General features: G+C 66.9%; 20 protein-coding genes and 2 pseudogenes. 16 read left to right on the top strand and 6 right to left on the bottom strand.

What is annotated here, in order from left to right:
- Positions 1-258 precede the first annotated feature (258 nt).
- Both ABKW26_RS18385 and ABKW26_RS18380 read left to right on the top strand, forming a co-directional pair.
- Positions 259-3,657, top strand: a complete 3,399-nt coding sequence (locus ABKW26_RS18385) for a glycoside hydrolase family 9 protein (protein WP_348595530.1) — start codon at positions 259-261, stop codon at positions 3,655-3,657.
- 10 nt (positions 3,658-3,667) lie between these two features.
- Positions 3,668-4,777, top strand: a complete 1,110-nt coding sequence (locus ABKW26_RS18380) for a LacI family DNA-binding transcriptional regulator (RefSeq protein ID WP_348595529.1) — start codon at positions 3,668-3,670, stop codon at positions 4,775-4,777.
- Positions 4,778-4,922: 145 nt separating this feature from the next.
- Here ABKW26_RS18380 and ABKW26_RS18375 read toward each other — a convergent pair.
- A pseudogene (locus tag ABKW26_RS18375) lies at positions 4,923-5,195 on the bottom strand (CorA family divalent cation transporter); the annotation flags it as partial.
- A 200-nt stretch (positions 5,196-5,395) separates the two neighbouring features.
- On the opposite strand from ABKW26_RS18375, the gene ABKW26_RS18370 reads away from it, so the two are divergent.
- The gene (locus ABKW26_RS18370; RefSeq protein ID WP_348595538.1) at positions 5,396-5,788 is read left to right on the top strand and encodes a PDDEXK nuclease domain-containing protein; all 393 of its coding nucleotides are present in this window, start codon (positions 5,396-5,398) and stop codon (positions 5,786-5,788) included.
- Between the two features lie 370 nt (positions 5,789-6,158).
- A complete protein-coding gene (locus ABKW26_RS18365; protein WP_348595528.1) occupies positions 6,159-6,533 on the top strand; it encodes an SOS response-associated peptidase family protein in 375 nt (124 codons plus the stop codon).
- Between the two features lie 124 nt (positions 6,534-6,657).
- Here ABKW26_RS18365 and ABKW26_RS18360 read toward each other — a convergent pair whose 3' ends face one another.
- Complete coding sequence (locus ABKW26_RS18360) at positions 6,658-7,638, bottom strand: aldo/keto reductase (protein WP_348595527.1); 981 nt, start codon at positions 7,636-7,638, stop codon at positions 6,658-6,660.
- 170 nt (positions 7,639-7,808) lie between these two features.
- On the opposite strand from ABKW26_RS18360, the gene ABKW26_RS18355 reads away from it, so the two are divergent.
- Positions 7,809-8,687, top strand: a complete 879-nt coding sequence (locus tag ABKW26_RS18355) for a helix-turn-helix transcriptional regulator (RefSeq protein ID WP_348595526.1) — start codon at positions 7,809-7,811, stop codon at positions 8,685-8,687.
- Positions 8,688-8,716: 29 nt separating this feature from the next.
- Here ABKW26_RS18355 and ABKW26_RS18350 read toward each other — a convergent pair whose 3' ends face one another.
- Positions 8,717-9,403, bottom strand: a complete 687-nt coding sequence (locus ABKW26_RS18350) for a flavodoxin (RefSeq protein ID WP_348595525.1) — start codon at positions 9,401-9,403, stop codon at positions 8,717-8,719.
- Positions 9,400-10,284: a helix-turn-helix transcriptional regulator gene (locus tag ABKW26_RS18345; RefSeq protein ID WP_348595524.1), complete on the bottom strand. Its 885-nt coding sequence runs from the start codon at positions 10,282-10,284 to the stop codon at positions 9,400-9,402. Before ABKW26_RS18345 ends, ABKW26_RS18350 begins: the two co-directional genes overlap by 4 nt.
- A gap of 227 nt (positions 10,285-10,511) precedes the next feature.
- Here ABKW26_RS18345 and ABKW26_RS18340 point away from each other — a divergent pair, with 227 nt between their 5' ends.
- Both ABKW26_RS18340 and ABKW26_RS18335 read left to right on the top strand, forming a co-directional pair.
- The gene (locus tag ABKW26_RS18340) at positions 10,512-11,369 is read left to right on the top strand and encodes an aldo/keto reductase (RefSeq protein WP_348595523.1); all 858 of its coding nucleotides are present in this window, start codon (positions 10,512-10,514) and stop codon (positions 11,367-11,369) included.
- A gap of 91 nt (positions 11,370-11,460) precedes the next feature.
- Positions 11,461-12,447 (top strand): aldo/keto reductase, encoded by a 987-nt coding sequence (locus ABKW26_RS18335; protein WP_348595522.1) that lies wholly within the window; start codon positions 11,461-11,463, stop codon positions 12,445-12,447.
- 7 nt (positions 12,448-12,454) lie between these two features.
- Here the strand turns inward: ABKW26_RS18335 and ABKW26_RS18330 are convergent.
- Positions 12,455-12,718 (bottom strand): annotated as a pseudogene (locus tag ABKW26_RS18330) (helix-turn-helix domain-containing protein); the annotation flags it as partial.
- 1,056 nt (positions 12,719-13,774) lie between these two features.
- Here ABKW26_RS18330 and ABKW26_RS18325 point away from each other — a divergent pair.
- From ABKW26_RS18325 to ABKW26_RS18285, 9 genes are all read left to right on the top strand, one after another.
- Positions 13,775-14,344 carry a hypothetical protein gene (locus ABKW26_RS18325; RefSeq protein WP_348595521.1) on the top strand — a complete coding sequence of 190 codons (570 nt, stop codon included), beginning with the start codon at positions 13,775-13,777 and terminating at the stop codon, positions 14,342-14,344.
- Positions 14,345-15,041: 697 nt separating this feature from the next.
- The gene (locus tag ABKW26_RS18320) at positions 15,042-15,251 is read left to right on the top strand and encodes a mechanosensitive ion channel protein MscS (protein ID WP_348595520.1); all 210 of its coding nucleotides are present in this window, start codon (positions 15,042-15,044) and stop codon (positions 15,249-15,251) included.
- 365 nt (positions 15,252-15,616) lie between these two features.
- Positions 15,617-16,180, top strand: coding sequence for a hypothetical protein (locus ABKW26_RS18315; protein WP_348595519.1), 564 nt, complete (start codon positions 15,617-15,619; stop codon positions 16,178-16,180).
- Entirely contained in the window at positions 16,173-18,380 is a 2,208-nt protein-coding gene (locus ABKW26_RS18310; RefSeq protein ID WP_348595518.1) for a hypothetical protein, read from the top strand. The genes ABKW26_RS18315 and ABKW26_RS18310 overlap by 8 nt, the downstream gene beginning before the upstream one ends.
- A gap of 56 nt (positions 18,381-18,436) precedes the next feature.
- Positions 18,437-19,441, top strand: a complete 1,005-nt coding sequence (locus tag ABKW26_RS18305) for a TniB family NTP-binding protein (protein ID WP_348595517.1) — start codon at positions 18,437-18,439, stop codon at positions 19,439-19,441.
- Positions 19,438-20,970: a TniQ family protein gene (locus tag ABKW26_RS18300; RefSeq protein WP_348595516.1), complete on the top strand. Its 1,533-nt coding sequence runs from the start codon at positions 19,438-19,440 to the stop codon at positions 20,968-20,970. The genes ABKW26_RS18305 and ABKW26_RS18300 overlap by 4 nt, the downstream gene beginning before the upstream one ends.
- Positions 20,967-22,607 (top strand): TniQ family protein, encoded by a 1,641-nt coding sequence (locus tag ABKW26_RS18295; protein WP_348595515.1) that lies wholly within the window; start codon positions 20,967-20,969, stop codon positions 22,605-22,607. The genes ABKW26_RS18300 and ABKW26_RS18295 overlap by 4 nt, the downstream gene beginning before the upstream one ends.
- A complete protein-coding gene (locus tag ABKW26_RS18290) occupies positions 22,591-22,986 on the top strand; it encodes a hypothetical protein (protein WP_348595514.1) in 396 nt (131 codons plus the stop codon). The genes ABKW26_RS18295 and ABKW26_RS18290 overlap by 17 nt, the downstream gene beginning before the upstream one ends.
- A gap of 110 nt (positions 22,987-23,096) precedes the next feature.
- Complete coding sequence (locus ABKW26_RS18285; RefSeq protein WP_348595513.1) at positions 23,097-23,510, top strand: hypothetical protein; 414 nt, start codon at positions 23,097-23,099, stop codon at positions 23,508-23,510.
- 675 nt (positions 23,511-24,185) lie between these two features.
- Here the strand turns inward: ABKW26_RS18285 and ABKW26_RS18280 are convergent.
- The coding region (locus tag ABKW26_RS18280; RefSeq protein ID WP_348595512.1) for a transposase at positions 24,186-24,427 on the bottom strand (242 nt) is incomplete at its 5' end.

Here is a 24,427-nt window from a genome sequence, read left to right as displayed (position 1 = left end):
GATGTCGGTTCGCCTAAACTGGGAGCGCTACCAGGCCGTTTCGTGCCGCTTTCAACCAAGAGTGAATGCTCTGTGTCGCTCATGTCAAGCCGTCAACGTCGTCGTGGCCAGCCCTGGGGCGTGCGCCGTCTAGAAAAAACTGGGAGCGCTACCGGATTGATCCCAGTTTCATCCGGTGGTAGTTTCCGAGGCATGCCTGCGAGGCAGCGCTCATCCCGCACACCGTGTGGGAGCGCTCCCGCTCAGAATGGAGACATCGTGGTTTCCCCTCGTCACGCGCGCCAGCTGCGCGCCCCCCGGATCGCTTCCTCGGTCTCCGTTGCCCTCGTGCTCGCCGCAGTTGCGGCGCCCTCGGCTCTCGCGAGTCCTGTCGGTGCAGTGCACGACTTCATCGGTGGTGACCCCCAGGGCTGGTACAGCTATGCCAACGCCGGGACGGTCACGTCGTCGACCGCCACGGAGGAGTTCTGCTCTGTGGTGGAGGGCGGCGAGAATCCCTGGGACATCGCGGCCCAGCACGACGGCATCGCCTTCGACCGGAACGCGACCTACACGGTGTCGTTCGATGCGCGTGCAGACGCTCCAGCCACCATCCCGATGCAGGCAGGCCCCGGCTATCCGGCCACCACCAGCCGCGAGGTGGTCCTGGACGGCAGCTCGACGCCGCAGCACGTCGAGCTCACGTTCTCCCCCGCGAGCTGGCCGACGTCCAGCGAGGACGCCGGGTCTCCCGTCGAGGACACCTGGACCACGACCACGGGCAACGCTGCCTTCCAGCTGGGTGCCCAGCCGGCCGGGTTCACGTTCTGCCTCGACAACTTCTCCATCACGTCCGCCACCGCGGAGCTCGTCGTCGGTGGAGACTTCGACGATGGGACGCTCGAGCCCTTCTACGCGACCGGGGCCGGCGTGACGAGCAGCGTCATCGACGGAGTGCTGTGCGCGGCGCTCGACGGCGGTACGTCGAACCGGTGGGACCAGATCGTCGGCTTCAACGGCGTCGTCATCGAACCCGGGACCACCTACACGCTCTCCTTCGACGCCAGCTCGTCCAGCGGGCGGCCGGTCCGCGCAGTGATCGGGGACGACGAGGCTCCGTACGGGATCCTCCTCGAGCAGAACCCGACGCTCACGACGGAGATGCGCTCCTATGCGTTCACGTTCACCCCGGAGGACGGGTTCCCGGCTTCCGACGGCGAGGACCCGGCGAGCGGTGAAGTCTCGTTCCAGGTCGGTGGCGCGGATGCCGGCTGGACGTTCTGCCTCGACAACGTGTCCCTCCGCAGCGGGACCGTCGCGCCGCCCTACGCCCCCGAGACCGGGTCCCGTGTGCGTGTGAACCAGGTCGGATACCTTCCCGACGGCCCGAAGCAGGCGACGCTCGTGACCGACGAGACCGCTCCGGTCGCGTGGGAGATCCGCGACGCAGCGGGTGCAGCGGTGTCGTCCGGGGCTACCGTGCCGGCCGGCGTCGATGCGACCGCCGGGCTCAACGTCCACGAGCTCGACTTCAGCAACCTCACCGCGCCCGGCACCTACACCCTGGTTGCCGATGGGGAAGAGAGCCACGCGTTCGTCATCGATGCGGGCATCTACCAGCAGCTGCGGTACGACGCCCTGAACTACTTCTACCCGGCGCGCAGCGGCATCGCGATCGACGGATCCGTGATGGACGGTCAGCCCGACGCTGCGGAGTACTCCCGGCCCGCTGGTCATGTCGCGACCTCGGACGGCTCCTCGGAGGGCACCAGCGCCAACCGAGGCGATGCTGACATCGCCTGCCTCACGCCGGCGACCGAGGGGCAGTACTGGATGTATGGGGACTGGACGTGCAACTACACGTCCGACGTCACGGGTGGTTGGTACGACGCGGGGGACCACGGGAAGTACGTGGTCAACGGCGGCATCGCCGTCGCGCAGATCCTCAGCACCTACGAGCGGACCCGGTACAGCCCGACGGCGGCCGGTGCGGATCTCGGTGACGGCACCTTGAACATCCCGCTGGACGAGAGCAGCAACGGCGTCCCGGATGTGCTGGACGAGGCGCGCTGGGAGCTCGAGTGGATGATGAAGATGCAGGTCCCGGCCGGTGCCGACATGTATGCAGGGATGGTGCACCACAAGGTCGCCGATGCCGACTGGACCGGCCTCCCGCTCCTTCCGTCCGACGACCCGCAGGAGCGATACCTGCACCGCCCCTCGACGGCAGCGACCCTCAACTTCGCAGCGGTCGCGGCGCACGGCGCACGTCTGTGGGCGGAGTACGACCCCCAGTTCGCGGCCGACCTGCTCGCTGCCGGCCAGATCGCCTGGGATGCAGCACTCGCGACCCCTGACCTCTTTGCGCCGGCCCCGAACGCGGACCCCAGTCCCGGTAGCGGCCCCTACAACGACACCACCGTCGGCGACGAGTTCTACTGGGCGGCTGCGGAGCTGTTCCTCTCCACCGGAGAGCAGGAGTACGAGGACCACGTCCTCGCGAGCGAGTACAACACCGCTGACATCTGGACCGCCGGCGGCTTCAACTGGTTCGAGACAGCGGCACTGGGCCGGCTCGACCTCGCCACCGTCGAGTCGGACATTCCTGGGCGCGCCGCCATCCGCGACTCCGTGGTCACCGCCGCCGAGCGATACCTCGCATGGCAGACCGACGAACCCTTCGGCACCGCATACCCCGGTAGCGACGGGATCTATGACTGGGGCTCGAACAGCGCCATCCTCAACAACCAGGTCGTCATGGGCACCGCCTTCGACCTGACCAGCGATCAACGCTTCGCCGACGGGGTGCTCGAGGCAATGGACTACCTCCTCGGCCGCAACGCCCTCAACAACTCCTACATCACGGGCTACGGGGAGACGTACTCCGAGAACCAGCACAGCCGCTGGTTCGCCGACTCCCTCGAACCCGCCCTGCCGAACCCGCCCCGCGGGTCCGTGTCGGGCGGGCCCAACTCCAACTCAGCGACCTGGGACCCAGTCATCAAGGCGGCATACAGCGCTGATCACATGTGCGCACCGCAGCTGTGCTACCTCGACGACATCCAGTCCTGGTCGACGAACGAGATCACGGTCAACTGGAATTCCGCCCTCGCCTGGGTCTCGTCCTTCGTCGCCGACCAGGCGGACGGCAACGAGTCAGCCGCCGGCGACGTCGTCCACGTGCTCGTCCACCCCGAGGACATCACCGTCGTCGAAGGGCATGAAGCCGCCTTCACCGCCACGGCGGCGGGCAACCCCGCGCCCGCCGTGCAGTGGCAGCGCCTGCTCGAAGGTGTCTGGACAGACGTGGCCGGTGCGACCGCCTCGACGATGGTCTTCACAGCCCGGCCCGAGGACGGCGGGGAGTACCGAGCTTTCTTCGTCAATGAGTTCGGGGGCTTTTACACGGACTCGGCCACCCTCGCGGTGACCGCTGCCGCAGGCCCCCTCACGCCAGCGCCGGCTGAGCCGACCCTGCCGGGCGCGCAACAGGCCGAGCCCGGTCCTTCCACAGCCGATGGCCAGAGCGGGAATCTGGCCCGAACCGGCGTGGAGGCGCGTTGGATGATCCTCGCCAGCATCGCCCTGCTCATCGCCGGCGCCGGTACCTCGATCGCGGCTCGGCGAGCACGCGAGCGACGGAACGTCTCTGCGGGTGGCGGGAATGGCGGACAGTAGGCTGGCAGCCATGCCAGACGACGCGACCGGTGGTTCAGTGTCCGAGCCACCCCGCCGGCTCGCGAGCGACCCGTCCAAACAGCCAGACTTGCTCAAAGGAGCGACCCTCGACGAGGTGGCACGCCGCGCGGGCGTGTCTCGCTCTGCGGCCTCGCGCGCCATGAACAACGCCCGCAACGTCAGCCTGTCCAAGCGCGAAGCCGTCGAGCGAGCGGCCAAGGAGCTCGGCTACATCCCCAACGCAACGGCACGAGCCCTCGCGACCAACAAGGTGGGCTCGGTGGTTCTCGCTTTCTCCGGCGACGATCCGGCATTCTTCGGCGATCCGTTCTTCTCACAGGTCATCATGGGCGTCGCGACGGTCCTCGAGAAGGCAGAGCTCGATCTGACCCTCATGCTGGCCTCGTCCGCCAACGGCCAGGCGCGGATCGAACGCCTGCTGAAGTCTCGGCGCACCGATGGAGTGATGCTCATGGCACTGCGGCGCGACGACCCGCTGAACCGAGTCGCGGACGCCACGGACCTCCCGATCGTCTTCTGCGGGCGTCCTCTGACGGGGGAACCGCGCTGGTACGTCGATGCTGACAACCGGGGGGGCGCGCGCAGCGCGACGGAACACCTGCTGAGCTCGGGGCGCCGCCGTATCGCGGCGATCACGGGACCGATGGACCTCGAGGCATCCGTCGCTCGGTACCAGGGCTTCGCTGATGCGATGGCCTTGGCCGGGCTGAGTGCCGATCGGGTCGAGCACACGGACTTCAGCCACGAAGGCGGCGCCCAGGCCATGACGAGACTCCTGTCGCGCCACCCTGACCTCGATGGTGTCTTCGTCGGCTCAGACAACATGGCGGCCGGCGCGATCGGCGCACTCAAGGCTCACGGCCGAGCAGTCCCGGCGGATGTTGCGGTCGTGGGATTCGACGACCTCGACGTCGCCCGCCAGACCGATCCGGCCCTCACGACGGTGAGCCAACCCATCCGTGCCCTCGGGCACGAGATGGCCACGATGCTCATCCGGCTGATGAACGGAGAGAGACCGAGCCCGATCATCCTGCCTACGCACCTGGTCGTCCGCGCATCCGCCCCGTCACGGCGCGACCCGCACGACGTCGACGGGTAAGAACAGCCAGTGTCATAGAGGCCGGCTGTCAGACCAGGTTGCTCCGCAGTCCGTAGTGAAAACGCTCGGCCCTTCTCTGACGGCAGCGGCCAGCACGGCTGCGCTGATGTGGATGCTGGTTGCATCCCCGTCGGCAGTGGTGCGCTCAGAGCCAGTGGTTGCGCGTGAAGGCAGCCTGGAGCCCGCGGCACAGACCTCCCATGAGAGCGATAGCGAACGGGGAGCCCCACGCCCAGTGAAGCTCGGTCATCTGGTCGAAGTTCATGCCGTAGACCGACGCGACGAGCGTGGGCGTGAAGAGGATGGCCGCCCACGAGGAGATCTCCTCGCCCTGGGCCAGGCTGGCGCTGGACATTCGTTGCATCGCCTCGTTCTGTTCCAACGACACGAGGGTCGAGTGCACGGACAGCGCGTTTCGAGGAGGCACCGGCACGTCGTGACGCGCTCGATGCGCAGTCTGCTCTACATGAGGGCCTTCGCTCAGGCGTGGCCGGATGAGGAAGTATTTGTGCACCAGGCTGGTGCACAACTTCCTTGGCGACACGTGACCACCCTGCTCGACCGCGTGAAGACTGTCGCCGAACGGGACTGGTACGCATCGCAGGCCCTTGAGCATGGCTGGTCTCGAACGGTGCTGGAGAATCAGATCGCGTCCGGCCTCCATCGCCGGATCGGTGCCGCTCCCTCGAACTTCGTCGACCACCTCCCACCGGTCGACTCCGAGCTCGCTCAACTGCGCACGTCGGTCAGCTTGGTACCTACGTCGCCCTGGTCGACGACCGCTTGCGTCGCGCTGACCGACATGCCCACACCCTGGGGATCCTGTTGTGCGCTGGCCGGAACGAGGCCATCGTGCACTACGCCCTGGCGGGTGCATCGGCGCCGCTGGCCGTGGCCGGCTACACCTACAAGTCGCTTCCGCTCAGTGAGCAGGCCGCCCTCCCCGCGGCAGAAGACCTCGAGGCGATCCTCACCCAGGCGACTGAAGGAGGCCCGAGGGACGAGAACTGAGTTCGCGAGAAGTCTCGTTAGGGGTCGAGAAGTTGGAAGGCACCAACAATGACGTAACCTACTTTGCGCACCCGGAGTGACACGCCCGAGATTGTGCAAAGTAGCCCGGCGCGCCTGCGCAATCTGCGCTGCACGTCAACAGTTTGTTGTTGTGGACGTGCAACCTAGACTGCACGCTCGCGCATCTATGCTGCATGGTTGACTCTTTGCCTGATTGTGCCTATCAGGTGGGGTGCGAGTGTCGAGATGGTGGCACCTCGGTGGCAGCGTAGTGCTGGGGTGGCGGGAACGCAGTGGGACGCAGGTGTGCACCACCAGTCGTGGTGTGGCCAAGATGGTTGGGGCGTGTGGGTCCCCACGTGTCGAGGCGGTGGCGCTGCCGGACGGCAAGCAGCCTCACTTCATCCACGCCGGCGACGAGCTCCTGGCGGCCGCCGGTCTGTACGCCCCGCGCAAGGACCCCGCCACGGGGGAGTGGACGCTGTCGTTCACCGTCATCACTCGCGAGGCTCGCGACGCCTCCGGTGAGGTGCATGACCGGATGCCGGTCTTCCTCGAGCGCGACGTCTGGGACGAGTGGCTCCACCCCGCCAAGCTCGTGGACCCCAAGGCGATGGTGCCGATGATCGACGCGAGCTCGCAGGCGATCGCTACGACCATGACGACGCACCTGGTGAGCCGAGCCGTCAACAACGTGCGCACGGCCGACCCCACCGGCCCGGCTCTCATCCAGGAGATGTCGTGACGTGGGGTGATTGAGAGATCGTTGAACGGGAGCACCGAGCCGCTGTCCTCCTCAGTCGGGAGGACAGCGTCTCTGGAGAGGCCGGGGTGTGAAACCGTCGGTTGTCCCTCTGTGAGTGTGGTGCTTAGAAGAAGGTCGGTTCGCGCGGGGTATACGGGCCTTCGAGCGCGGCCACCTCGTCGTCTGTGAGCGTCAGCTCCAGGGCGGCGGCAGCGTCGGTGAGGTGCTTCACCTTCGTGGCGCCGATGATCGGGGAGTCGACGACTGGGTTCTTCAGGACCCAGGCGAGCGCCACGGTGGCCATGGAGACGTTGCGGTCGGTGGCTATGCGCTCGACGGCGTCGACGATCGCCTTGTCGGAGTCGAGGAACATCGGACGCCCGAACTGGTCGGTTCCCGGGTTGGATGCGGCACGGGTGCTGCTCTTGTCGCCCCATGGGCGAGCGACGATGCCGCCGTTGAGCGGGCTCCAGATCATGTTGCCGACTCCCTGGTCGGTGAGCAGGCCCTGCATCTCTCGCTCTTCCTCGCGCTGGAGCAGGTTGTACTGGTCCTGCATCGAGACGAATTTTGTCCAGCCGTGCAGCTCGGCGACGCTCTGCATCTTCGCGAACTGCCACGTCCACATCGACGATGCACCGATGTAGCGGACCTTGCCGGACTTGACGACGTCGTGGAGTGCTTCCATGGTCTCTTCGACCGGCACCTCGGGATCGAAGCGGTGGATCTGCATGAGGTCGACGTAGTCGGTGCCGAGGCGGGTCAGCGACCCGTCGACCTGCTCGAGGATCGCCTTGCGGCTGAGACCGCCGCCGCCGGGGTTCTGGCTCATCGGCCAGTAGATCTTCGTGGCGAGCACGGTCTCTTCGCGGCTGGAGTACTCGCGCATGGCGCGACCGACGATCTCCTCGGAGGAGCCACCGCCGTAGACGTTCGCGGTGTCCCAGAAGTTGATGCCGAGCTCGACGGCCTCCTTGAACAGCGGGCCGGCGGCCTCGTCGTCCAAGGACCAGTTCTGGAACGGGTTGGGGGTGCCGAAGCTCATGCATCCGAGGGTGAGGCGGCTGATCTTGAGTCCAGAGGTACCAAGTCGGGTGTAGTCCATGGTGTGTTCCTGTCAGAGAGGAGGGGCAGCGCTGAGCTGTGTGCCAGGCCTCGACGGTATGCGCGCACCGGACCCGTGTGGGAGTCACTGGTATTGGCTCCCAGAGCCGTGGCCGGGGGCGAATACCAGTGACTCCCAGGAGCCGCAGCAGTCGGCTAGCGTCGGGCGTTATGGACAGCCAGGACGACGTGCAGCAGTTCCTCACTGCGCTCCGAGCGCGCATCACACCGGAGAAGGCCGGCCTGATGCACTTCGGTGGAGAGCGCCGCGTCCCGGGCCTGCGGCGCGAGGAGGTAGCCCAGCTCGCTGGTGTCAGCACGGCCTACTACACGCGCATGGAGCGGGGCGATCTCAGCGGGGTGTCCGAGAGTGTCCTCTACGCGCTCGTTCGAGCGCTACAGCTCGACGAGGCAGAAGCCGCGCACCTGCTCGACCTCTCCCGAGCCGCGAGCGGGCCACGCCGAGCACCGCGGTCCAAGCCCGAGTCCCGGGTGTCACCGCTGGTCGCTCAGCTGCTCGACACCATGCGCGACGTCCCGGCCGTCGCGATGAACCGAGTCACTGCCGTCGTGGGGTCCAACGCTCTGGGACGTGCGCTCTTCCCCGACCTCTTCCCGGCCGACGCCGCGCCCCTCAACAGCGCCCGGTACCTGTTCCTCGATCCCCGGTCCCAGACCTTCTACCCGGGCTGGGAGACCAGCGCCCGCGAAGCCGTCTCGGCGCTTCGACTCATGGCGGGGCACGACCCCAGCGACCGGGCTCTCATGGCGCTCGTGGGCGAGCTGGCCACCCGGAGCCCGGACTTCCGAACCTGGTGGGGCGGGCACACGGTCCGCACTCACATCACCGGCAACAAGAGGATCAACCACCCTCTCGTCGGCGAGATGACGTTGGCCTACGAGACCCTCGCGCTCCCGTCGAGCAACGGCATCGTCATCGCGACGTACCTGGCTGAGCCGGGCACGCCGTCCGCGGACGCTCTCGACCTGCTGCGGAGCTGGACGACGCAACCCGACGCCGTGACGCATTCGCTGGACGGAAGCCACTGATTCCTCTGCCGCCGCCTGGTTCGGGTTACTCACGCCAGGAGTGCGACCTCGCGCAGCCACACCTCGAGGTCGGGGCCGGCGTCGGCGACTTCCTCGCCCTGTACGGCGAGCCCGTCACCGATCATGGCGCTGTTCGCGAGCTCGGTGTAGATCTCGATGGACCGTCCTAGTCCGCTCATGGCGTGGGTCGTGACGGGCAGCACGCGTTTGCCCTCCAGAGGGACCGACTCGACGAATGTCGACATGATCATCGGGGGGCGAACGTTCCAGATGGGACTGGCGAGGATCACCGTGTCGTATCCGGTGACGTCGGGCAGCGTCGAGGCGATCGCAGGCCGGGCGTCCTGGTCCTGCTCGAGGACGTTGCGCGCGACGGTCTGGTCGTAGTTGGCCGGGTACGGGTCGGCCTCCTCGATGCGGTAAGTGTCGCAAGCGATACGGTCCGTGATCATCGTGGCGAGGACTTGGGTGTTGCCGACCTCGAGGTCACGCCGTTCGCCGTACCAGTAGTTCTCCCCGGGTCGGGAGAAGTACACCAGCAGCGTCGCGCTGTTCGGCGGGGACGCTGGGTCCATGGGCGGGGCCTCCTGGCTCTGGGTGGGGTCGCGTGGCATGTCGGGGTCGGCGCATCCGGCCACGGTGAGCACGGTCGCCCCGGCGCCACCGGTCAGTGCTGCGCGGAGGAACGAACGTCGGTCGAACACCGGGGCGGTCATGTGCCCGGGGTGGTCACCGCGCCGTCACGGGTGACGGCCAGCGACGCCAGCAGGGCCAGACCGTCCGCACCGGGCGTCCCGGGTGCGGCGCTGTAGGCGATGAACACCAGGCCGGTCGGCTGGACGAGCTCCATGACGTCGTACTCCAGGGCGAGCACGCCGACCTCGGGGTGGCGAAGCCGCTTGATGCCCGTGCGGTGCAGGCGCACGTCATGAGTGGCCCACAGGGTACGGAACGTCTCGGAGCGGGTCGAGAGCTCGCCGACGAGGTCGGACAACGGCTTGTCGTAGGGGTTGTGGCCGGCGGCGGCGTGCAGCGCCGCGACGCAGTCGTGGGTGACCTGCTCCCAGTCGGGGTAGTAGTCGCGTCCCGAGGGATCCAGGAAGGCGAACCGGGCGCTGTTGGGAGCGGTGCCGGTGTGCCGGGCGAAGCGGTAGATGGGGCTGAGGAGCTCTCGGGCCAGGGCGTTGTCCGCGACGACGTCCATGCGCGAGTCACGGACGTACGCCGGCACGGTGGTCATCGCGTCCAGGAGGCGCTGAAGCGAGGCCTGAACCGGGGTGCGAGGGGCTGGGGTACGGCGCCGGCGAACGGACTGGTTCGCTGCGTGGGCGAGGTTGCGCAGGTGCAGCTGCTCCGCCTCGTCCAGGCGCAGAGCTGCCGCGATCGCGTCCAGGACCGCATCGGAGGCACCGGAGAGGTTCCCTCGCTCCAAGCGGGCGTAGTACTCCGAGGAGACACCCGCCAGGACGGCGACCTCATCGCGACGCAGCCCGGCGACCCGGCGCCGTCCGGTACCCGCCGGCAGTCCGACATCGGTCGGGCTCAGCCGGGCACGCCGGGAGCTGAGGAAGTCGCGCACCTCGTCACGTTGGTCCATGCCCTCGACGGTACGAGCAGCAGGACCCACTAGCCACGTACTGCTGGTGCACCCATACCTAGGGCGTCCCTCGCAACGGCGATTCGTGGTCACATGGATGAAGCGGGAGCTGCACCCGCACCTCGTTCCACGAGTCGGTCTCGTCGAGGACGACGAGCACCCGCCAGGGCGAACCCACCACGTTCGCACTGCGACCAGAGGCCACCAACTCCCGGAAAGGCTCGACCATGACCTACCAGATTCCCAACGTCACCCTGAACAACGGCGTCGAGATGCCTATCCTCGGCTTCGGCGTCTTCCAGGTCCCCGCAGAGGAGACCGAGCGCGTCGTGACCGACGCCTTGGCTGCCGGGTATCGCCACCTCGACACGGCCTCCGCCTATGGCAACGAGGAGGCCGTGGGCCGTGCCATCAAGGCCAGCGGCATCCCACGTGATCAGCTGTTCGTGACCACCAAGCTGTGGATCCACTCTGGTGGCGAGGAGGGCACCAAGCGGGCCTTCGACACCTCCCTGCGACTGCTCGGCCTCGAGCACCTCGACCTGTACCTGATCCACCAGCCGCTGGGCGACTACTACAGCTCCTGGCGCGCGATGCAAGAGCTGAACCGTCAAGGAGCCGTCCGCGCGATCGGCGTCTCCAACTTCCACTCCGACCGGCTCGTCGATCTCATCGAGCACAACGAGATCACCCCCGCCGTCAACCAGATCGAGACCCACCCCTACCACCAGCGCACCGCCGACCAGCAGGTCATGACCGAGCGCGGCGTCCAGATCGAGTCCTGGGGCCCGCTGGCCGAGGGCAAGAACAACATCTTCAGCGACCCGACCCTGACCGCCATCGGCGAAGCTCACGGCAAGTCCGTCGCCCAGGTCGCCCTGCGGTGGCTGATCCAGCGCGGTGTGGTGGTCATCCCGAAGTCGTCCCGCCCCGAGCGGATGGCGGAGAACATCGACGTGTTCGACTTCGGCCTCACCGACGAGGAGACGTCGCGCATCGCCACGCTGGACACCGGCGTGAGCGTCGCGTTCGACCACCGCGACCCGGCGATGGTCAGCTACCTCAACGCCCGCCGCGCCGGCTGAACCCACCCACACCAGTGATCCGGGCGTGCACCGGTAGCGACGCGCGCCCGGATCGCTTCGAGCCCAACACATCTCATGAAGGAGAACGACGATGATCAAGCGCACCCTGGGCCGCAGCGGCCTCGAGGTCTCCGGCCTGGGACTCGGATGCATGGGCCTCAGCCACGGTTACGGCGCTGCCGTCGACCAACAGGATGGCATCGCCCTCATCCGCGCCGCGGTGGACCAGGGCGTGACCTTCTTCGACACCGCCCAGGTCTACGGCCCGTTCACCAACGAAGAGCTCGTCGGCGCCGCACTGGCTCCCGTGCGTGACCAGGTCGTCATCGCCACCAAGTTCGGTTTCTCCTTCGACGGTTCGACGTCCTCAGGCCTCGACAGCCGTCCCGAGCACATCCGCGCAACCGTCGAGGACTCCCTGCGGCGCCTGGGAACCGAGTTCATCGACCTGCTCTACCAGCACCGCGTCGACCCAGACGTTCCCATCGAGGACGTCGCCGGGACCGTCAAGGACCTCATCGCCGAGGGCAAGGTGAAGCACTTCGGGCTCTCTGAGGCCGGCGACACCACCATCCGCCGCGCCCACGCGGTCCAGTCGGTTACCGCCCTGCAGAGCGAGTACTCCCTCTTCTGGCGTGAGCCCGAGGCGCAGATCCTGCCGACCCTGATCGAGCTGGGCATCGGGTTCGTGCCGTTCAGCCCGCTCGGCAAGGGATTCCTCACTGGGGCGATCACCACCACCACGACCTTCGACGACGGCGACCTGCGCAACACCCTGCCACGCTTCACCGAGGACGCCCGCGCCGCGAACCAGGCCCTGGTGGACTCCGTCTCGGCCGTCGCCGCCCGCCGCAACGCCACCCCGGGCCAGGTCGCACTGGCATGGCTGCTCGCCCAGCACCCCTCGATCGTGCCCATCCCCGGCACCACCAAGCAGCACCGCCTCAGCGAGAACAACGCCGCCGCCGACCTCCACCTCGAAGCCGAAGACCTCGCCGAGCTCACGGCCGCGTCCGACCAAGCAGACATCCAGGGAGCCCGCTACCCCGAGCACATGCAGCGCTGGATCGACCGCTGAGCGAGTCCTAGCCTGTCGTGAGGGTGCTGATGCGTCGGTAGAGCGTGGCGAGGGGCATGCCGAGGTCGCGGGCGACTTGGCTGGCGGGTTCGCCGGCGGTGATGAGTCGGTGGGCGTTGTGGATCTGGCTGTCGGTGTACTGGGGTCGGCGGCCACCGAGGTCCTTGCCAGCGGCGCGGCGTTTGGTGACGGAGTCGCTGACTCGTTCGCGTTTGATCTCGAGCTCCATCTGGGCGAGGGCGGCCATGACGGTGGAGCTGATCGAGCCGATCAAGGAGCTCAAGCGCGAAGAGCGACTCGAGGAAGCGCTTGTTCTCTGTTACGCCGCCGTCGAAGGAGCGGAGGGGGATCGTGATGGGCGTGAACCTGCTCCCGCATACACCTAGCAGGCCGCGATCGTGCACAGGAAGCTCGGGCAGCGTGAGGAAGAGATCGCAGTGCTAGAGGTGGGTCCGGCACAGTCCTCCAGAACGCCGCGATGGGAGCCGAATCGCAGACAGGCTCGCGAAGCTCAAGCACCAGTTGGGTGCGTCCTCCGGGTGGTCCGCAACGCAGGGCAGGCGTGTGCGTGACCGACTGGCCCGAGCCCGGACGCTCAGGGTGATGTTCTGGCCGTCGGATGTGACGCGGTGTTGGGGGCATGCGACCTACTCTGCATGGACCTCGCGACACGCCCGAGAGTGTGCAAAGTACAGCGGCGTGTCCGTGCAATCTGCGTTGCACGTCAACAGTTTGTTGTTGTGGACGTGCAACCTAGACTGCACGCTCGCGCATCTATGCTGCATGGTTGACTCTTTGCCTGCCCTTGCCTAGTAGATGGTGCGCATGTTTCGAGCTGGTGGACCCTAGGTGGTGGCTTAGTGCTTGGGTGCGGGCAACGTAGTGGGATGCAGGTGTGCACCACCATGCGCGGTGCGGTCGAACTGGTTGGGGTATGTGGGTCCGCACGTGTCGTGGCGGTGGTGATACCTCGCTGCGGCGAGAGCCGCCCCCAGGTGAACAGCGCCCTGTGCCGTCCTGATGGTCGCGCTCGATGGAGGGCATGCTCGAGTGTTCCAAGTCGCCGTCGTGTGCGACTCTCGGGGTGAAATCTCACGACCAGGCGAGCGAACGGCGACTCGACAGCTTCTCGGACCCGGCTGGCGACTTGAGAGGGACCATACTGACCGCTATGGAAGGATCAGCAGAGCCGCAGCCGCCAGCACCGGGTTGGTATGGGGCACCAGATGGAACTAGCCGGTACTGGGATGGCTCCACCTGGCTGGCCCGCGAAGGGGGCACCCCACCCACTGCCCAGCGCGGCCGGAAACGTGGCGTGGTAATTCCATTGCTCTTCGTCGCGCTCATCGCGCTATCTGTTGGGGCGGCCGCCTACAGCATCGAGGCTCGCGCCGACGATCGTGAGTTGCGAGCGGTTGAAGAGAAGCGTGAGGACGAGAACCGCGCGGCCCGCGACGAAGAAGCGCGTCAAGCGGCCGCTGCAGCGGAGGCAACGAAGGTCAGAGAAGCCGCCGAGGCCCAGCAGGCGCAGGATCTCCAGGACGCTGCAGACGCCCTCACCAAAGCGAAAGCAGCCGCCGACGCCAGGGACCTGGACATGGCGCAGGCCGAGACGGGTGGATGGACTGTCGTCGAGTCGGGGACGCTTTACTACCGCTATGCCGAAGACACGGAGGTTGACTGCGGAAGCTGGGACTGCACCGGCGTCTTCGTCTACACCTTCGATGGATGCGACAGTGTCTACGTCGAGGCCGCCGTCGAGTCGAACGGTGTCGTGATTGGAATGGCCAACGATCTGATTGGTGCGCTCCTTCCAGGCCAGTCGGGCGGCCTCTTCTTGGAGGATTTCTCGGATCGCGGGGATACCTTCAGAGTCACCGACGTGAGCTGCCGCTAGTTGTAGCGACTCGCGACGAGTACACGACTCGTTCAGCGGGTGAAGACCTGCATTGGACCTCGAGAGGACCGAAGCTGATTGCCCGCTCGATGTCTCGTGCCGCGGGCGGAGCGGGAAGGTCGCGGAGGCACGCCGTGTGCAGGTTGGGAGCGCCTAAAGGATGCCTCGGGGCAAGCGGCGGCGCTTGCACGCTGGAGCCCAGATCGCTGCTTCGAGCTCGTCGCCGGGATGTGGCGAGGCCGGTTGGCCGTCGGCAAGGTGTGCCCACATGAGGGCGTCCGGCGAACCTGTATGGGGCCGACTTCACCCGTCCGCCGGTCCGTCGGCCTTGCTCTGTCCCCACCGTTGCGGGATGAGGTGTTTGGTTCGAGCCTACGTTTCGAAGTGAATAGTGGACGGTACTAAGCAAATGACGCTCTCGCCCGCGGAGTTTCTGATTCTGAATCAGATCCTGTGGGGTTGCGAAACGGACGAACAAGGCTTGATGCCCTGGACGCTTCGGTGCAATACTCGGCTTTGCCCTGTATGTCAGGGGACTGGTTCTCACCCGCTGCAACCTCTGGGCTGACGACGCCGCCCGCGTCGTGCCCAGCTTCTCGGTACGAGCGCGGGAACGAGCTGATTCGTCAGATCCGGCAGGCTTGCCGTCCGTTCGAGCGAGGTGGTCGAGATGGCAGAGTTCAGGGATGGGCCGGTAGTGATTCGGTCAGCTCGCACCGGTCGGCCCTCGACGCGCGACCGTGTCTACAAGCCCGGTGAGCTCGTGCGCTGCGACACTCGCATCCCAGCACACCTCGCCCAGCAGCTCTACGACTCTGCGCATGAGACCGGTCGCCCGATCAGGGTCGTGATCGCCGACCTGCTCGCCAAGGCTCTCGACGACGTCGACGAGGTCCCCATGGCCTGAATCGGACTCGGCGCTGGACGCCAGAAACGCGAAACAGGTCCCAGAGTTCCAGCTCTAGGACCCGATCGCCGCGCTGCAGCGGACTCCACTCCGCTGGAAGAAACACCCACCGCTCATTTTGGGGTACTCCTATGTCTTCAGCAGAATCAGAATGCGCTTCCGTAACGGTCTCCGTCAAGGCGTGCGGAGCGAAGTCGCCCATCCCATCCACCGCGCTCTCGGTTAAGCCTGCGTCTTGGAAGGTCCGAACCCTTGCAGGAGGCGACCAGACATGGGACTGGGCCCAGGGACCTCCGCCGATACGCGATCTTGTCCCGGCTCGTCGTCCGGCTGCAGATGCTATGTCGCGCCACACGCCGGTCCACATGGCTTGCCAGACCACCGGCGCCTCCCTGCTCCTGGAATCGGGACTCGAGTATGAACTGGCACGTGAGCTCGATCGGGACGCGAGTGTCACGTGGCTTGTGGCGCAGCCTGTCCTGCTCAGGCTTGAAGGTGGGATACGGCACGTGCCAGATCTTTTGGCCGAGCACCAGGGCGGTCGCGTCGTCGTCTGGGATGCGCGACCGATCGAACGCCGTGACGAGGGCTTCGTCCACGTGGCCGAACTGACCGAGCTGGCGTGCCGGGCTGTCGGCTGGGAGTGCGCGTTGTACGACACAGCGGACACCGCTCGCAGGCTCAACCTCATGTGGCTCGCGAGTTTTCGCCACTGTCCCGACTGGCCTCACGTTGGCGCGAAGAGCCGACTGATGGAGCGGACCGCTTCACCAGTCACGATCAGCGAGCTGATGGAACTCGACGACGGCGACGGACACCTCATCGGACTGATGTGGCACCTGCTGTGGACGGGAGACCTTGTCGTGTCCCTCGACGAGCGGGTGACGGGAGCAACGGTCGTCCGATCCTTGGAGGGTTCGCATGATTGAGAACAGGATCGCGATCGCCCCAGGAGACATAGTGCTGACAGACGACGGCACCGCCGTGGTGCTTCGCATCGACCGCGCCGGACTCGAGATGCGCGACGTCCGCGGACAGGTGTCGTGGGTCGAATGGCCCGACCTGAAGACCGTGGCACCGATCGACGGAAGCCAAACCGATGAGGCGCCGACCTTGCGCAGCTTCGCGGAGACCTGGAACCGGCTCGATGAGGACGCGCGGGCTGAAGCGCTCTTTCGGCTCGCTGTTGTCCAAGAAGTCGCCACGGGGTACCGCCACGGACACCCCGAACTCCGGCTCCCCGGCGAACCCTCGGAACTGTTTGACCCCGCGCTGGGTTCGTCGCTCACTGTCCGGTGCAGACGGATGGCCGAGCGGCTTAATCACGAGATGGAGACGGGACGGCGCAGCTCGATGTCCGCTCCGGTGTCGGTTCGAACCGTCCACGTGTGGTTCACCCTATGGCGTGCGAACGGCTTGATCGGCTTGGTGGACGGCCGGCGGGCGAAGCGTATCGAGGTCTTCTCGACGCTGCCATTGGCGTGGCGCGAGGCCGCACGGGAGGTCGTCGCGGCGTTTGACGGGGACGTCTCGACAGTGAACCTGCGCGAAGTTCGGCGTCGCGTCAAGGTTCGGCTGCGTGACGCGGGTCAGGATCTTCAGGTGCCAGATCGCGCCGCGAGTCGCTACGTGTCTCACCTCATGTCGACACGCGGCGCGACTACACGAGCTCAGCGCTCGAACAAGCTCAGAGGCGTCTCCGGGACGGCGTCGTTCCCGGCGATGGTGCCCGGTCAGGTGGTTGCGATCGACGTCACCCGGTCGGACGTCATGGTCTGGTGCCCTGTGCGCGAGGGGGCGTGCAGTGTGGAGATCATCTCCGCAATGGACCTGGCCACGCGCGTCATCCTGGCATTGCGCGTGGTGCCGATGAGCGCGGACGCCCACGACGCGTCGATGCTCATGTACGACGTGATGCGGCCCTTCTCTCAGCTGGTCGAGGGCACCGATGTGTCGGACTGGGCATGGGCCGGGGCGCCTCGGCAGATCGAGTTCTACGCGGATGCGGACGACGCAGAGCCGGACTGTTCCGGCGTCGAGGTGACCTGCCCGCGCACCTGCCGGAACCTGCGCGTGGCGCCCGGCCTGCAAGGCGAGCACATGGTGCCGGGCGTCCGACCGGCTGCCGTGCGCGCAGATCACGGCTCGATCTTCGTCTCGCAAGTCTTCCGGGAACTCTTGGCCCGCTTCGGCATCGACCTTCCGCTCTCGCGCACCCGTCGTCCGATCGACAACGGCATCCTCGAGCGCTACCACGAGACCCTCCAGCGAGGGCTCCAGCAGCTGCCGGGCTACAAGGGCCGCAACCCTTCCCAGCGCGGACGCGTCGTGGGTCTGGACGGATCTCACCGTGACGAGCCGCTGCTGACGGCGCCTGAGCTGGAGCAGTTCTTGCGGCGATGGATCGTCCTGGACTACCATCGCACCCCACACACAGGGCTGCACCTGCCCGGGGCAGAGCGCGTAGACCTGAGACCGATCGACCTGTTCGATGCGCTCCTCAAGGTCACCGGCCGGCTGCACGTGCCGCAGCGGCCCGACCTGATCTACGACTTCCTACCCGTGCGGTGGGGGACAGTCGGACAGTCCGGGGTCGAGCTGTCCGGCCTGGTCTACGACAGTCCGGTCCTGGATGGTCTTCGTGCCGTACCCGTGGGCACGTTCCGCGCCGAGGACCGGGCCATGCCGTTCTTCTACGACCCGCACGACGTCACGCGTGTGTGGATCCGGCATCCCGAATCAGAGCGCATCATGGCGGTGCCATGGCGCAAGGCCCACATGACGCAGGCACCGATGACCGAGACGCTCGTCCAGCACGTGCGCGGCGCAGTCCGGCTGCGTCAAGGTCATCCGCGGCTGTCGAGCACCGTGGCAGAGGACGAGATCATCGCCGAGCTCGGAAGCCTCCTCGAGGGTGTTGCACCCAAGAGCTGGCGCAAGCGCGTGTCGGCCGCCCGGATGCGCCACGAGACCGCCCGCCACGATCACACCGAGGCGGAGGCCGCGATGACCGTGGCGGACATGGTGACCGAGCACCCGGCTCCCTCGCCGACGCAGCCCAGGGGAGACGACACGTTCTCGATCTGGGCCGACTCCTGGCCGTTCGAAGCCTCTGACCGGGAGGCGTGATGGACGCACCCGGATGGCACACACAAGCAAGATATGAGCCACCGAACCCGCCACCAGTGCACACCCTGCGGGAGCTGCGCGCGATGCCCGAGCCGGCCTTGGCGCAGTACGTCGACGCGCGACGCCGCTGGATCCAGAGCGTCGTCTTCCCGTGGAAGGCGGGAGCTGTGGCTCAGCGGAGACTGACGGACCTCGTGGAGAACAACGAGTTCCGGCCTCCCGGGGCGAAGAACGTCATCGTGGTCACGGCCGAGTTCACGGTGGGCAAGTCGACGCTGGTGCGCGCCTGGGCGCAGGACTTCTACAAGCAGGTCCTTGCGAGCAAGATCGAGTCGCCGCAGCCACCGACGTGGCGGCCGCGACGAGGAGTCGAGGCCCATCACGTCCCGGTGGCCTGGATTGACCTGGGCTCGGACGGGAAGATCCGGATGCTCAACATCCAGGTCCTGGACTACTTCGGCTATCCCACGACTGGCCGCATACCCGACCTGACGGTGCGCTTCTCCAAGGTCGTCGACAACCACGGCGTCCGTCTCCTCGTCGTCGACGACATCAACCTGCTCCAGCTCAGGCACAAGGACTCTCGGCAGGTGCTCGACCACCTCAAGCACGTCAACACCGTGCTCGGGCAGCACGGCGGATCGCTCATCTTGGTCGGCAAGCAGGAGGACAACGGCCTGGTCTTCACCGATCCACAGCTGGCGGGCCGCCTGCAGGTGATCAGGTTGGCGCCGTTCACCGTCGACACAGCTGAAGGCGCCGCCGCGTGGCAGGAGTTCCTGCACGGCGTCGAACGGCGCCTGCTGCCCTACCTTCCGGCGGCACGACCAGGGCTCCTCGCAGGCACCCACGCGCCGAGGATCTGGCGCCTCACCCAAGGGTTCATCAGCGACACGGCCGAGCTCCTCAAGGGAGCGGCACACCTGGCCGCTGTCGACGGTTCATGGACGATCACGAGCACCCACCTCGAGGCTGTCTCGCTGTCAGAGCGAGCTACTGGTGCGCAGCAAGGTGTCACGCGTCCTCGCGTCACCCGCAGCGCCGCGAAGGCTCCGGCGTGAAAACCCAGCTGCCGGTCCGGCCGGCGCCTGATCCGGGCGAAGACCTCTACTCGTTGGCCGAGCGGACCGCTCTCGCCAACGGGATCCAACCCGCGGTGCTCGGGCTATCAGCAGCGAGCGTGACCCGGCGATCAGCCGATCCAGCGGTGCTCGCGCGGCTCGGATCGGCGCTCGGGGTGTCCCCGGCAGACGCACGAACGATGACACTCGACGTTTATCCACCCGCCGTCGTCGGTCGCGCGGGCCAGAGCCAGGTGCGGACGTGGCGTCTTCCTGGGGTGCGGTGGGTGTGCCCTCGCTGCACACCGACGTCACGGGTCTATCTGCGCGACTGGCAAATGGCCCTTCATCCACTGTGCGTCACGTGCCCGTCACTGCTGCAGCGCACCGACGAGCAAGATGCCGGTGTCCTTGCACCTGTCCCTGATGGGCGTGCCGTCGCCACCCAGCGTCGGATCGGCGACGTCCTGGCCAAGGCGCGCCGCGAGCGGAGCAGCGCCCAGCAGCTCCGTCGGCTGTACGCGCTGGTCACGCTGGTTGCGCTGACTGCCGACGATGAGTGGCCGCTGCTGATCGGCTGGGGGGCCGACCTCCGCCGACACCTCACGACCCGGCATGACTGGACGAAGGCACCGCCGGCCCACCCCGCCCAGGCTGCCGTTCCTGTCTTGGAATGCGCTCGAGCGCTGACCGATCGTCAGTCACGCCGCGCGATGGTTCACGAAGGGTGGGAGCGCCTGCGAGGCGAACCTGATCTGTGGTCGCAGCGCCGCGCGGCCGAGTGGGAGCGGGTGCTGCCGAGCCCGCATGCGGATGGCCCGAGCTCCGGCATTCCGGCGTGGCGTCCAGACACGTGGCGTGCCTACCGATTGTTGGTCGAAACGCTGACCGCTCTGCAGAGCTCGACCGGACTCGGGCCTCAGCACGTCCCTGGCTGGGACGTGCGACCCGGCGAGGTCTTCGCGCCACCGGAAGACAGGCGTGCGTGGCGCACTGACACCGCGGTGACCACACACATGCTGCTAGCTGGGCCGGTCCACAACGCCGACGCTGAACGGCGATCGCGCATCGCCCTTGGCACCACCGGATCGGGTTGGAGCACCCGGCGTCTCGCGCAAGGGGGCGGCATCACCCTTCAAACCGCCGATGAGATCGAAGACCTCGCACGGCGACTGGTCGACGACGGCCTCATCGACTACGCCGAGCGCCGCCACCACCTGGCGTGCGCGCCCGATCTGACCCGCCTCCTCGAGCGACTCGTCCAGGGCTTCGGCGTCGCGCCGCCAGGTGAGGAAGTGCTCGGAACGTGGATCTGGGTCGCGGTCACCAGCAGCCCGGCGTGGGACGACTCGTTGCTGACCCCAGCGCTGGATCTTGATGGGCGACTGAACCCCGAGCAACGGCTCGTGCTCAGCGATGCCGCGCTCACCTACCTCGCAGATGTCACGTCGCCCGCCCTGCACATCGCGCCAGCCTCGATCGGCGATTCCGATTCCACAGCAAGTGTCGTGGGAGAGGTGGTCGCATGAGCCCGCTTCCCGTGCGCTCCGAACCTATGCCGGGCCAGAGCTTGCTCGACTGGCTCGAACACCTGGCAGATCTCAACGGGATGACCACGGCCCAGATGAGTGCTGAGCTCCGTGCTGGTGGTGGCACAACCCGCTTCCTGCCCGTCCGGCCCGACCCGCGCACCGCGACCACGATCTCGGAGCTGACGAGCCAACCACCTCAGGCGGTACGCGCCACCACGCTGGCTCGCTATGACGGCACGGCCCTCGATCTCGCTGGACTCGACTCCGACCGATGGTCATCGTGGCGAACTGTCGCTGCCCGCGGATGGTTCCGACCGAACTGCACCGCGGCCTGCCCGGCGTGCCTCGCGCAGTCGGGCTACTGGCGCTTGAGATGGCGGCTGCCGACGGTGACGATCTGCGACACGCACCACTGCTACCTGCTGGAGACATGTCCCTGCTGCGGGCGACACTTCGACGACCATCCCCACACGCCACTGCGACACCATGCCGGCACCTGCTGTCTCAACCCGACCGGGCACCGCACGTGGTGCGAGCTCGACATCGCCACGCTGTCTGCCCGGCAAGCCAGCCGCGACGACATCCAACGGCAAGATCGGCATGACCGCGCGCTGGGCGGTGGTCCCGCCTGTGTTGCTGGAACTCTCGCGCCGGCCGCCACCTGGCTTGCCGACTGCCGCAGCCTCGCGGTCCTCCTGCTCCACATCGCCACCCAGACGTCAACCGAAGGACTCGCCGCGTGGGTCGATGGCGTGCGCCGCGAGTCCGAAACGGCAGGCAGAATCCGCTGGCATCTCGCACCGCCCGCAGACCCTCAGGTCCGTTCGGCCGTCTTGACCACCGCGGATCAGGTCCTCGCCGCGCCGGATGTGACGAGCTCAGCAGACCTCTTGGCACCCTGGGTGGAGGCCGCTCCCATGGGTACGGAATCGCGCCTTGTCTGGCTGGCCGACCACACTGCAATGACGCCAACACTCGAGCGACTGATCCTCGCTTCGCTCGCGCCCCGTCAACGCGTCAGCACGCACCTGAACCGCGCCGATCACCTCCTGGCTTTCGAGCGCATCCCACAAGCAGTGCCCGAAATGCTCTACAGCGCGTACGCGGGAACGCTGTTCAGCACCAGCAAGGGCGACACGAACCGGCTGTTCCTGTCCCTGTGCCTCGCACGCCAGGCTGGTGCTCGGACGTGGGCCGACGCCGCTATCGCCCTGGGTCTTGACGCGGACCTTGGCCCGCGCGCCGCGCGAGCAGTGAGCACACGAAGCCGGATCGGCCCGGGGGCGCTGACAGCGACCCTCCGGGAGATCTCCCGCGTCCTCGCCGCGAACTACCGCACCCGCGATCGAACGGTGTGCAGCCTCTCAATCGAGCGAACGTGGTTCGACGACTGGGTCGACCACCATCGGCCAGGCACCAGTTGCAGCTCGTACCCGCTCGCCGTCACGTGGTTGTGGTGCCACTTCGCTAGCGGACTGCTCTCCGCTACTCCTGCGTACGCGCACTGCCCGTCGCGATCCGCGAGGACCAGATACTGGCGGTTCACCGCGTCACTCACTCCGCTTGCAGCAGCGGCCCTCTCTGACATCGCTCACAGATCCCACGAGGAGAAGCGACATGATGACCGATCCTGAACCAGCAGCCAGCCAGCAAGCACGCACCCGAGACGAGTCCGATCGCGAAGAGTCGTTCTCGGAGCCCGGCATCCCCGTAGCGAACCGTCCTGCACGGCTCGCCGCGGCCCGAAAGGCCGGCGAGCGACTTGTTCTGGACGAGCACGGTCAAGTACGCGACGAGGTCGCGCGCCGAGTGGTGGCGTTCGTCGGCGCGTACAACCGAACGCACAAAGAGGGTCCCACCTGGCAGGAGGTCGGCCTCCACATGGGCTGGTCGAGGGAGGAGTCCGAAGGGGTGATCACCGCCCTGCGCCGAGCCGGGATCCTCTACGCCACACCTCAACACCGGTCACTGCGTGTGCACCCGCGCCTGGCGATGGGCAGGCGCCCGAGATGATGAAGACGCCGCAGGGAGCTGAACAAGCCGATCACCGCGGCGTCGCGACTCGATGCGGGACGGTCTGTTCGAGCCTGAAGGTCCCCGAATCGTCGATCCTAGGAGCAGTCATGCCCTTCGCAGCAGTCGTCGCATCCCCCGCACTATGGACGAGCGATTGGTGGAGTGTCGTCCTGCGCTCGCCTGGATTTGGGGGATCCCTCGCGGTCATCGCCATCACGATCGCGACAAGCGCCTTCATGCTCCGAGCCCGGGTGAAGAGGAGCATCTATAGAGACCGGCGGGCCGCGGACGTCGTGGCTGCGCAGCTCCTGAATGACACTCGTGCCGCCAGCTCGGACGCGGGCCACTGGTGGCAGATGTATCAATGGGTCTTCAGCAAGCTCGAGACGCTCGATAGTGACCAAGCCACGTCGCTCCTCGAGGACCTAGAAACCAGGGCGTCTGGTCCAGTGGAGCACGCGCTCATTGAAATAGCGCTCGACCGACTCGCAGCAACCCGCGCAGGCTCTGACGGCAGCTAGCACGGCCGACCAGCAGTCTGAAGAGGGAGAGGGTTGGAGTGCGGGCACCAGGGCGAAGCCGAGAAGTCTCGGGAGAATTCACCGGGGGATGCGCGGGTGACGCGCTCCGTGGGGCGACGGCTTCGCCGGCGCCCGAGAGAAAGGGATCGCCGTGGTCTCGGCGCTCAGGGTCCCGTGCCATGAGCCGGCGTCCACACGCGCAGGAGAACCTCTGATGGGCTCCAGCCGCGACGCCGTCGTTCTGGCTCGGAATGCTGCCAGTCGGCTACGAAACGCAGCTTGTAAGGACAGCCGTGGCCTGTGGGACGCAGCCGAGGCCGTAGTCGAGATCGCACCGTTACAGGCGGCAGTGTCCGCGGCAGCACCTCTGGTGCAGATGTGTCTGAGCGAATGCAGAGTGCGGGAAGTGTGCCTCGAGTGGGCACGGCTCGATGAATATACAGGTGTTGCGGGCGGGCAAGTACTCGTTGAGGGAAGAAATCGCTCCAGGTCCCGTAACTCGAAAGTTGGGATCGGGCCTAGGTCGCCCCCACGCGGAGAGTTTCGCTCGTCGGCACACTTGCACTAACGGGTCACGCTATACACGACATCTGCCAACGACTAGGCCGCGCGCTCTCCCTCCTGGGCCGGTGCGCAGAGTTCAACCGCAAAAGGCTGATCTCCCATGAATGTGGCTCATCCCAATTGAGGGTGTAGTCGGGGTCTGAATCCGCCGGTCTCGAGGAGGGATCTGGCGATGTAGTTGGTGAGGTTGCGAAAGCCGAGGGCGGAGCCGCGGAGGTGTTCGAGTCGGCCGTTGATCGCCTCGGTGGGGCCGTTGCTGGTGCCGGGTCGGTCGAAGTAGGCCAGGACGTCCGTGGCTCGTTTCTTCAGGGTCCGTCCGAGTGTGATGACCTCGGTCAGGGCTGCGGGAACGC

Origin of the sequence: Sanguibacter sp. 25GB23B1 (genome assembly GCF_040012415.1) — a bacterium.
Taxonomy (GTDB): domain Bacteria; phylum Actinomycetota; class Actinomycetes; order Actinomycetales; family Cellulomonadaceae; genus Sanguibacter.
Note: the sequence above shows the minus strand (reverse complement) of the source record. Positions and strands in the feature narration are given on the sequence as shown.

Coding starts and splice junctions, on each gene's coding strand:
- ABKW26_RS18310 (WP_348595518.1), top strand. CDS start 16,173: ATGATTGAGAACAGGATCGCGATCGCCCCAGGAGACATAGTGCTGACA.
- ABKW26_RS18355 (WP_348595526.1), top strand. CDS start 7,809: ATGGACAGCCAGGACGACGTGCAGCAGTTCCTCACTGCGCTCCGAGCG.
- ABKW26_RS18315 (WP_348595519.1), top strand. CDS start 15,617: ATGGCTTGCCAGACCACCGGCGCCTCCCTGCTCCTGGAATCGGGACTC.
- ABKW26_RS18350 (WP_348595525.1), bottom strand. CDS start 9,403: ATGACCGCCCCGGTGTTCGACCGACGTTCGTTCCTCCGCGCAGCACTG.
- ABKW26_RS18340 (WP_348595523.1), top strand. CDS start 10,512: ATGACCTACCAGATTCCCAACGTCACCCTGAACAACGGCGTCGAGATG.
- ABKW26_RS18360 (WP_348595527.1), bottom strand. CDS start 7,638: ATGGACTACACCCGACTTGGTACCTCTGGACTCAAGATCAGCCGCCTC.
- ABKW26_RS18295 (WP_348595515.1), top strand. CDS start 20,967: ATGAGCCCGCTTCCCGTGCGCTCCGAACCTATGCCGGGCCAGAGCTTG.
- ABKW26_RS18380 (WP_348595529.1), top strand. CDS start 3,668: ATGCCAGACGACGCGACCGGTGGTTCAGTGTCCGAGCCACCCCGCCGG.
- ABKW26_RS18290 (WP_348595514.1), top strand. CDS start 22,591: ATGATGACCGATCCTGAACCAGCAGCCAGCCAGCAAGCACGCACCCGA.
- ABKW26_RS18335 (WP_348595522.1), top strand. CDS start 11,461: ATGATCAAGCGCACCCTGGGCCGCAGCGGCCTCGAGGTCTCCGGCCTG.
- ABKW26_RS18285 (WP_348595513.1), top strand. CDS start 23,097: ATGCCCTTCGCAGCAGTCGTCGCATCCCCCGCACTATGGACGAGCGAT.
- ABKW26_RS18345 (WP_348595524.1), bottom strand. CDS start 10,284: ATGGACCAACGTGACGAGGTGCGCGACTTCCTCAGCTCCCGGCGTGCC.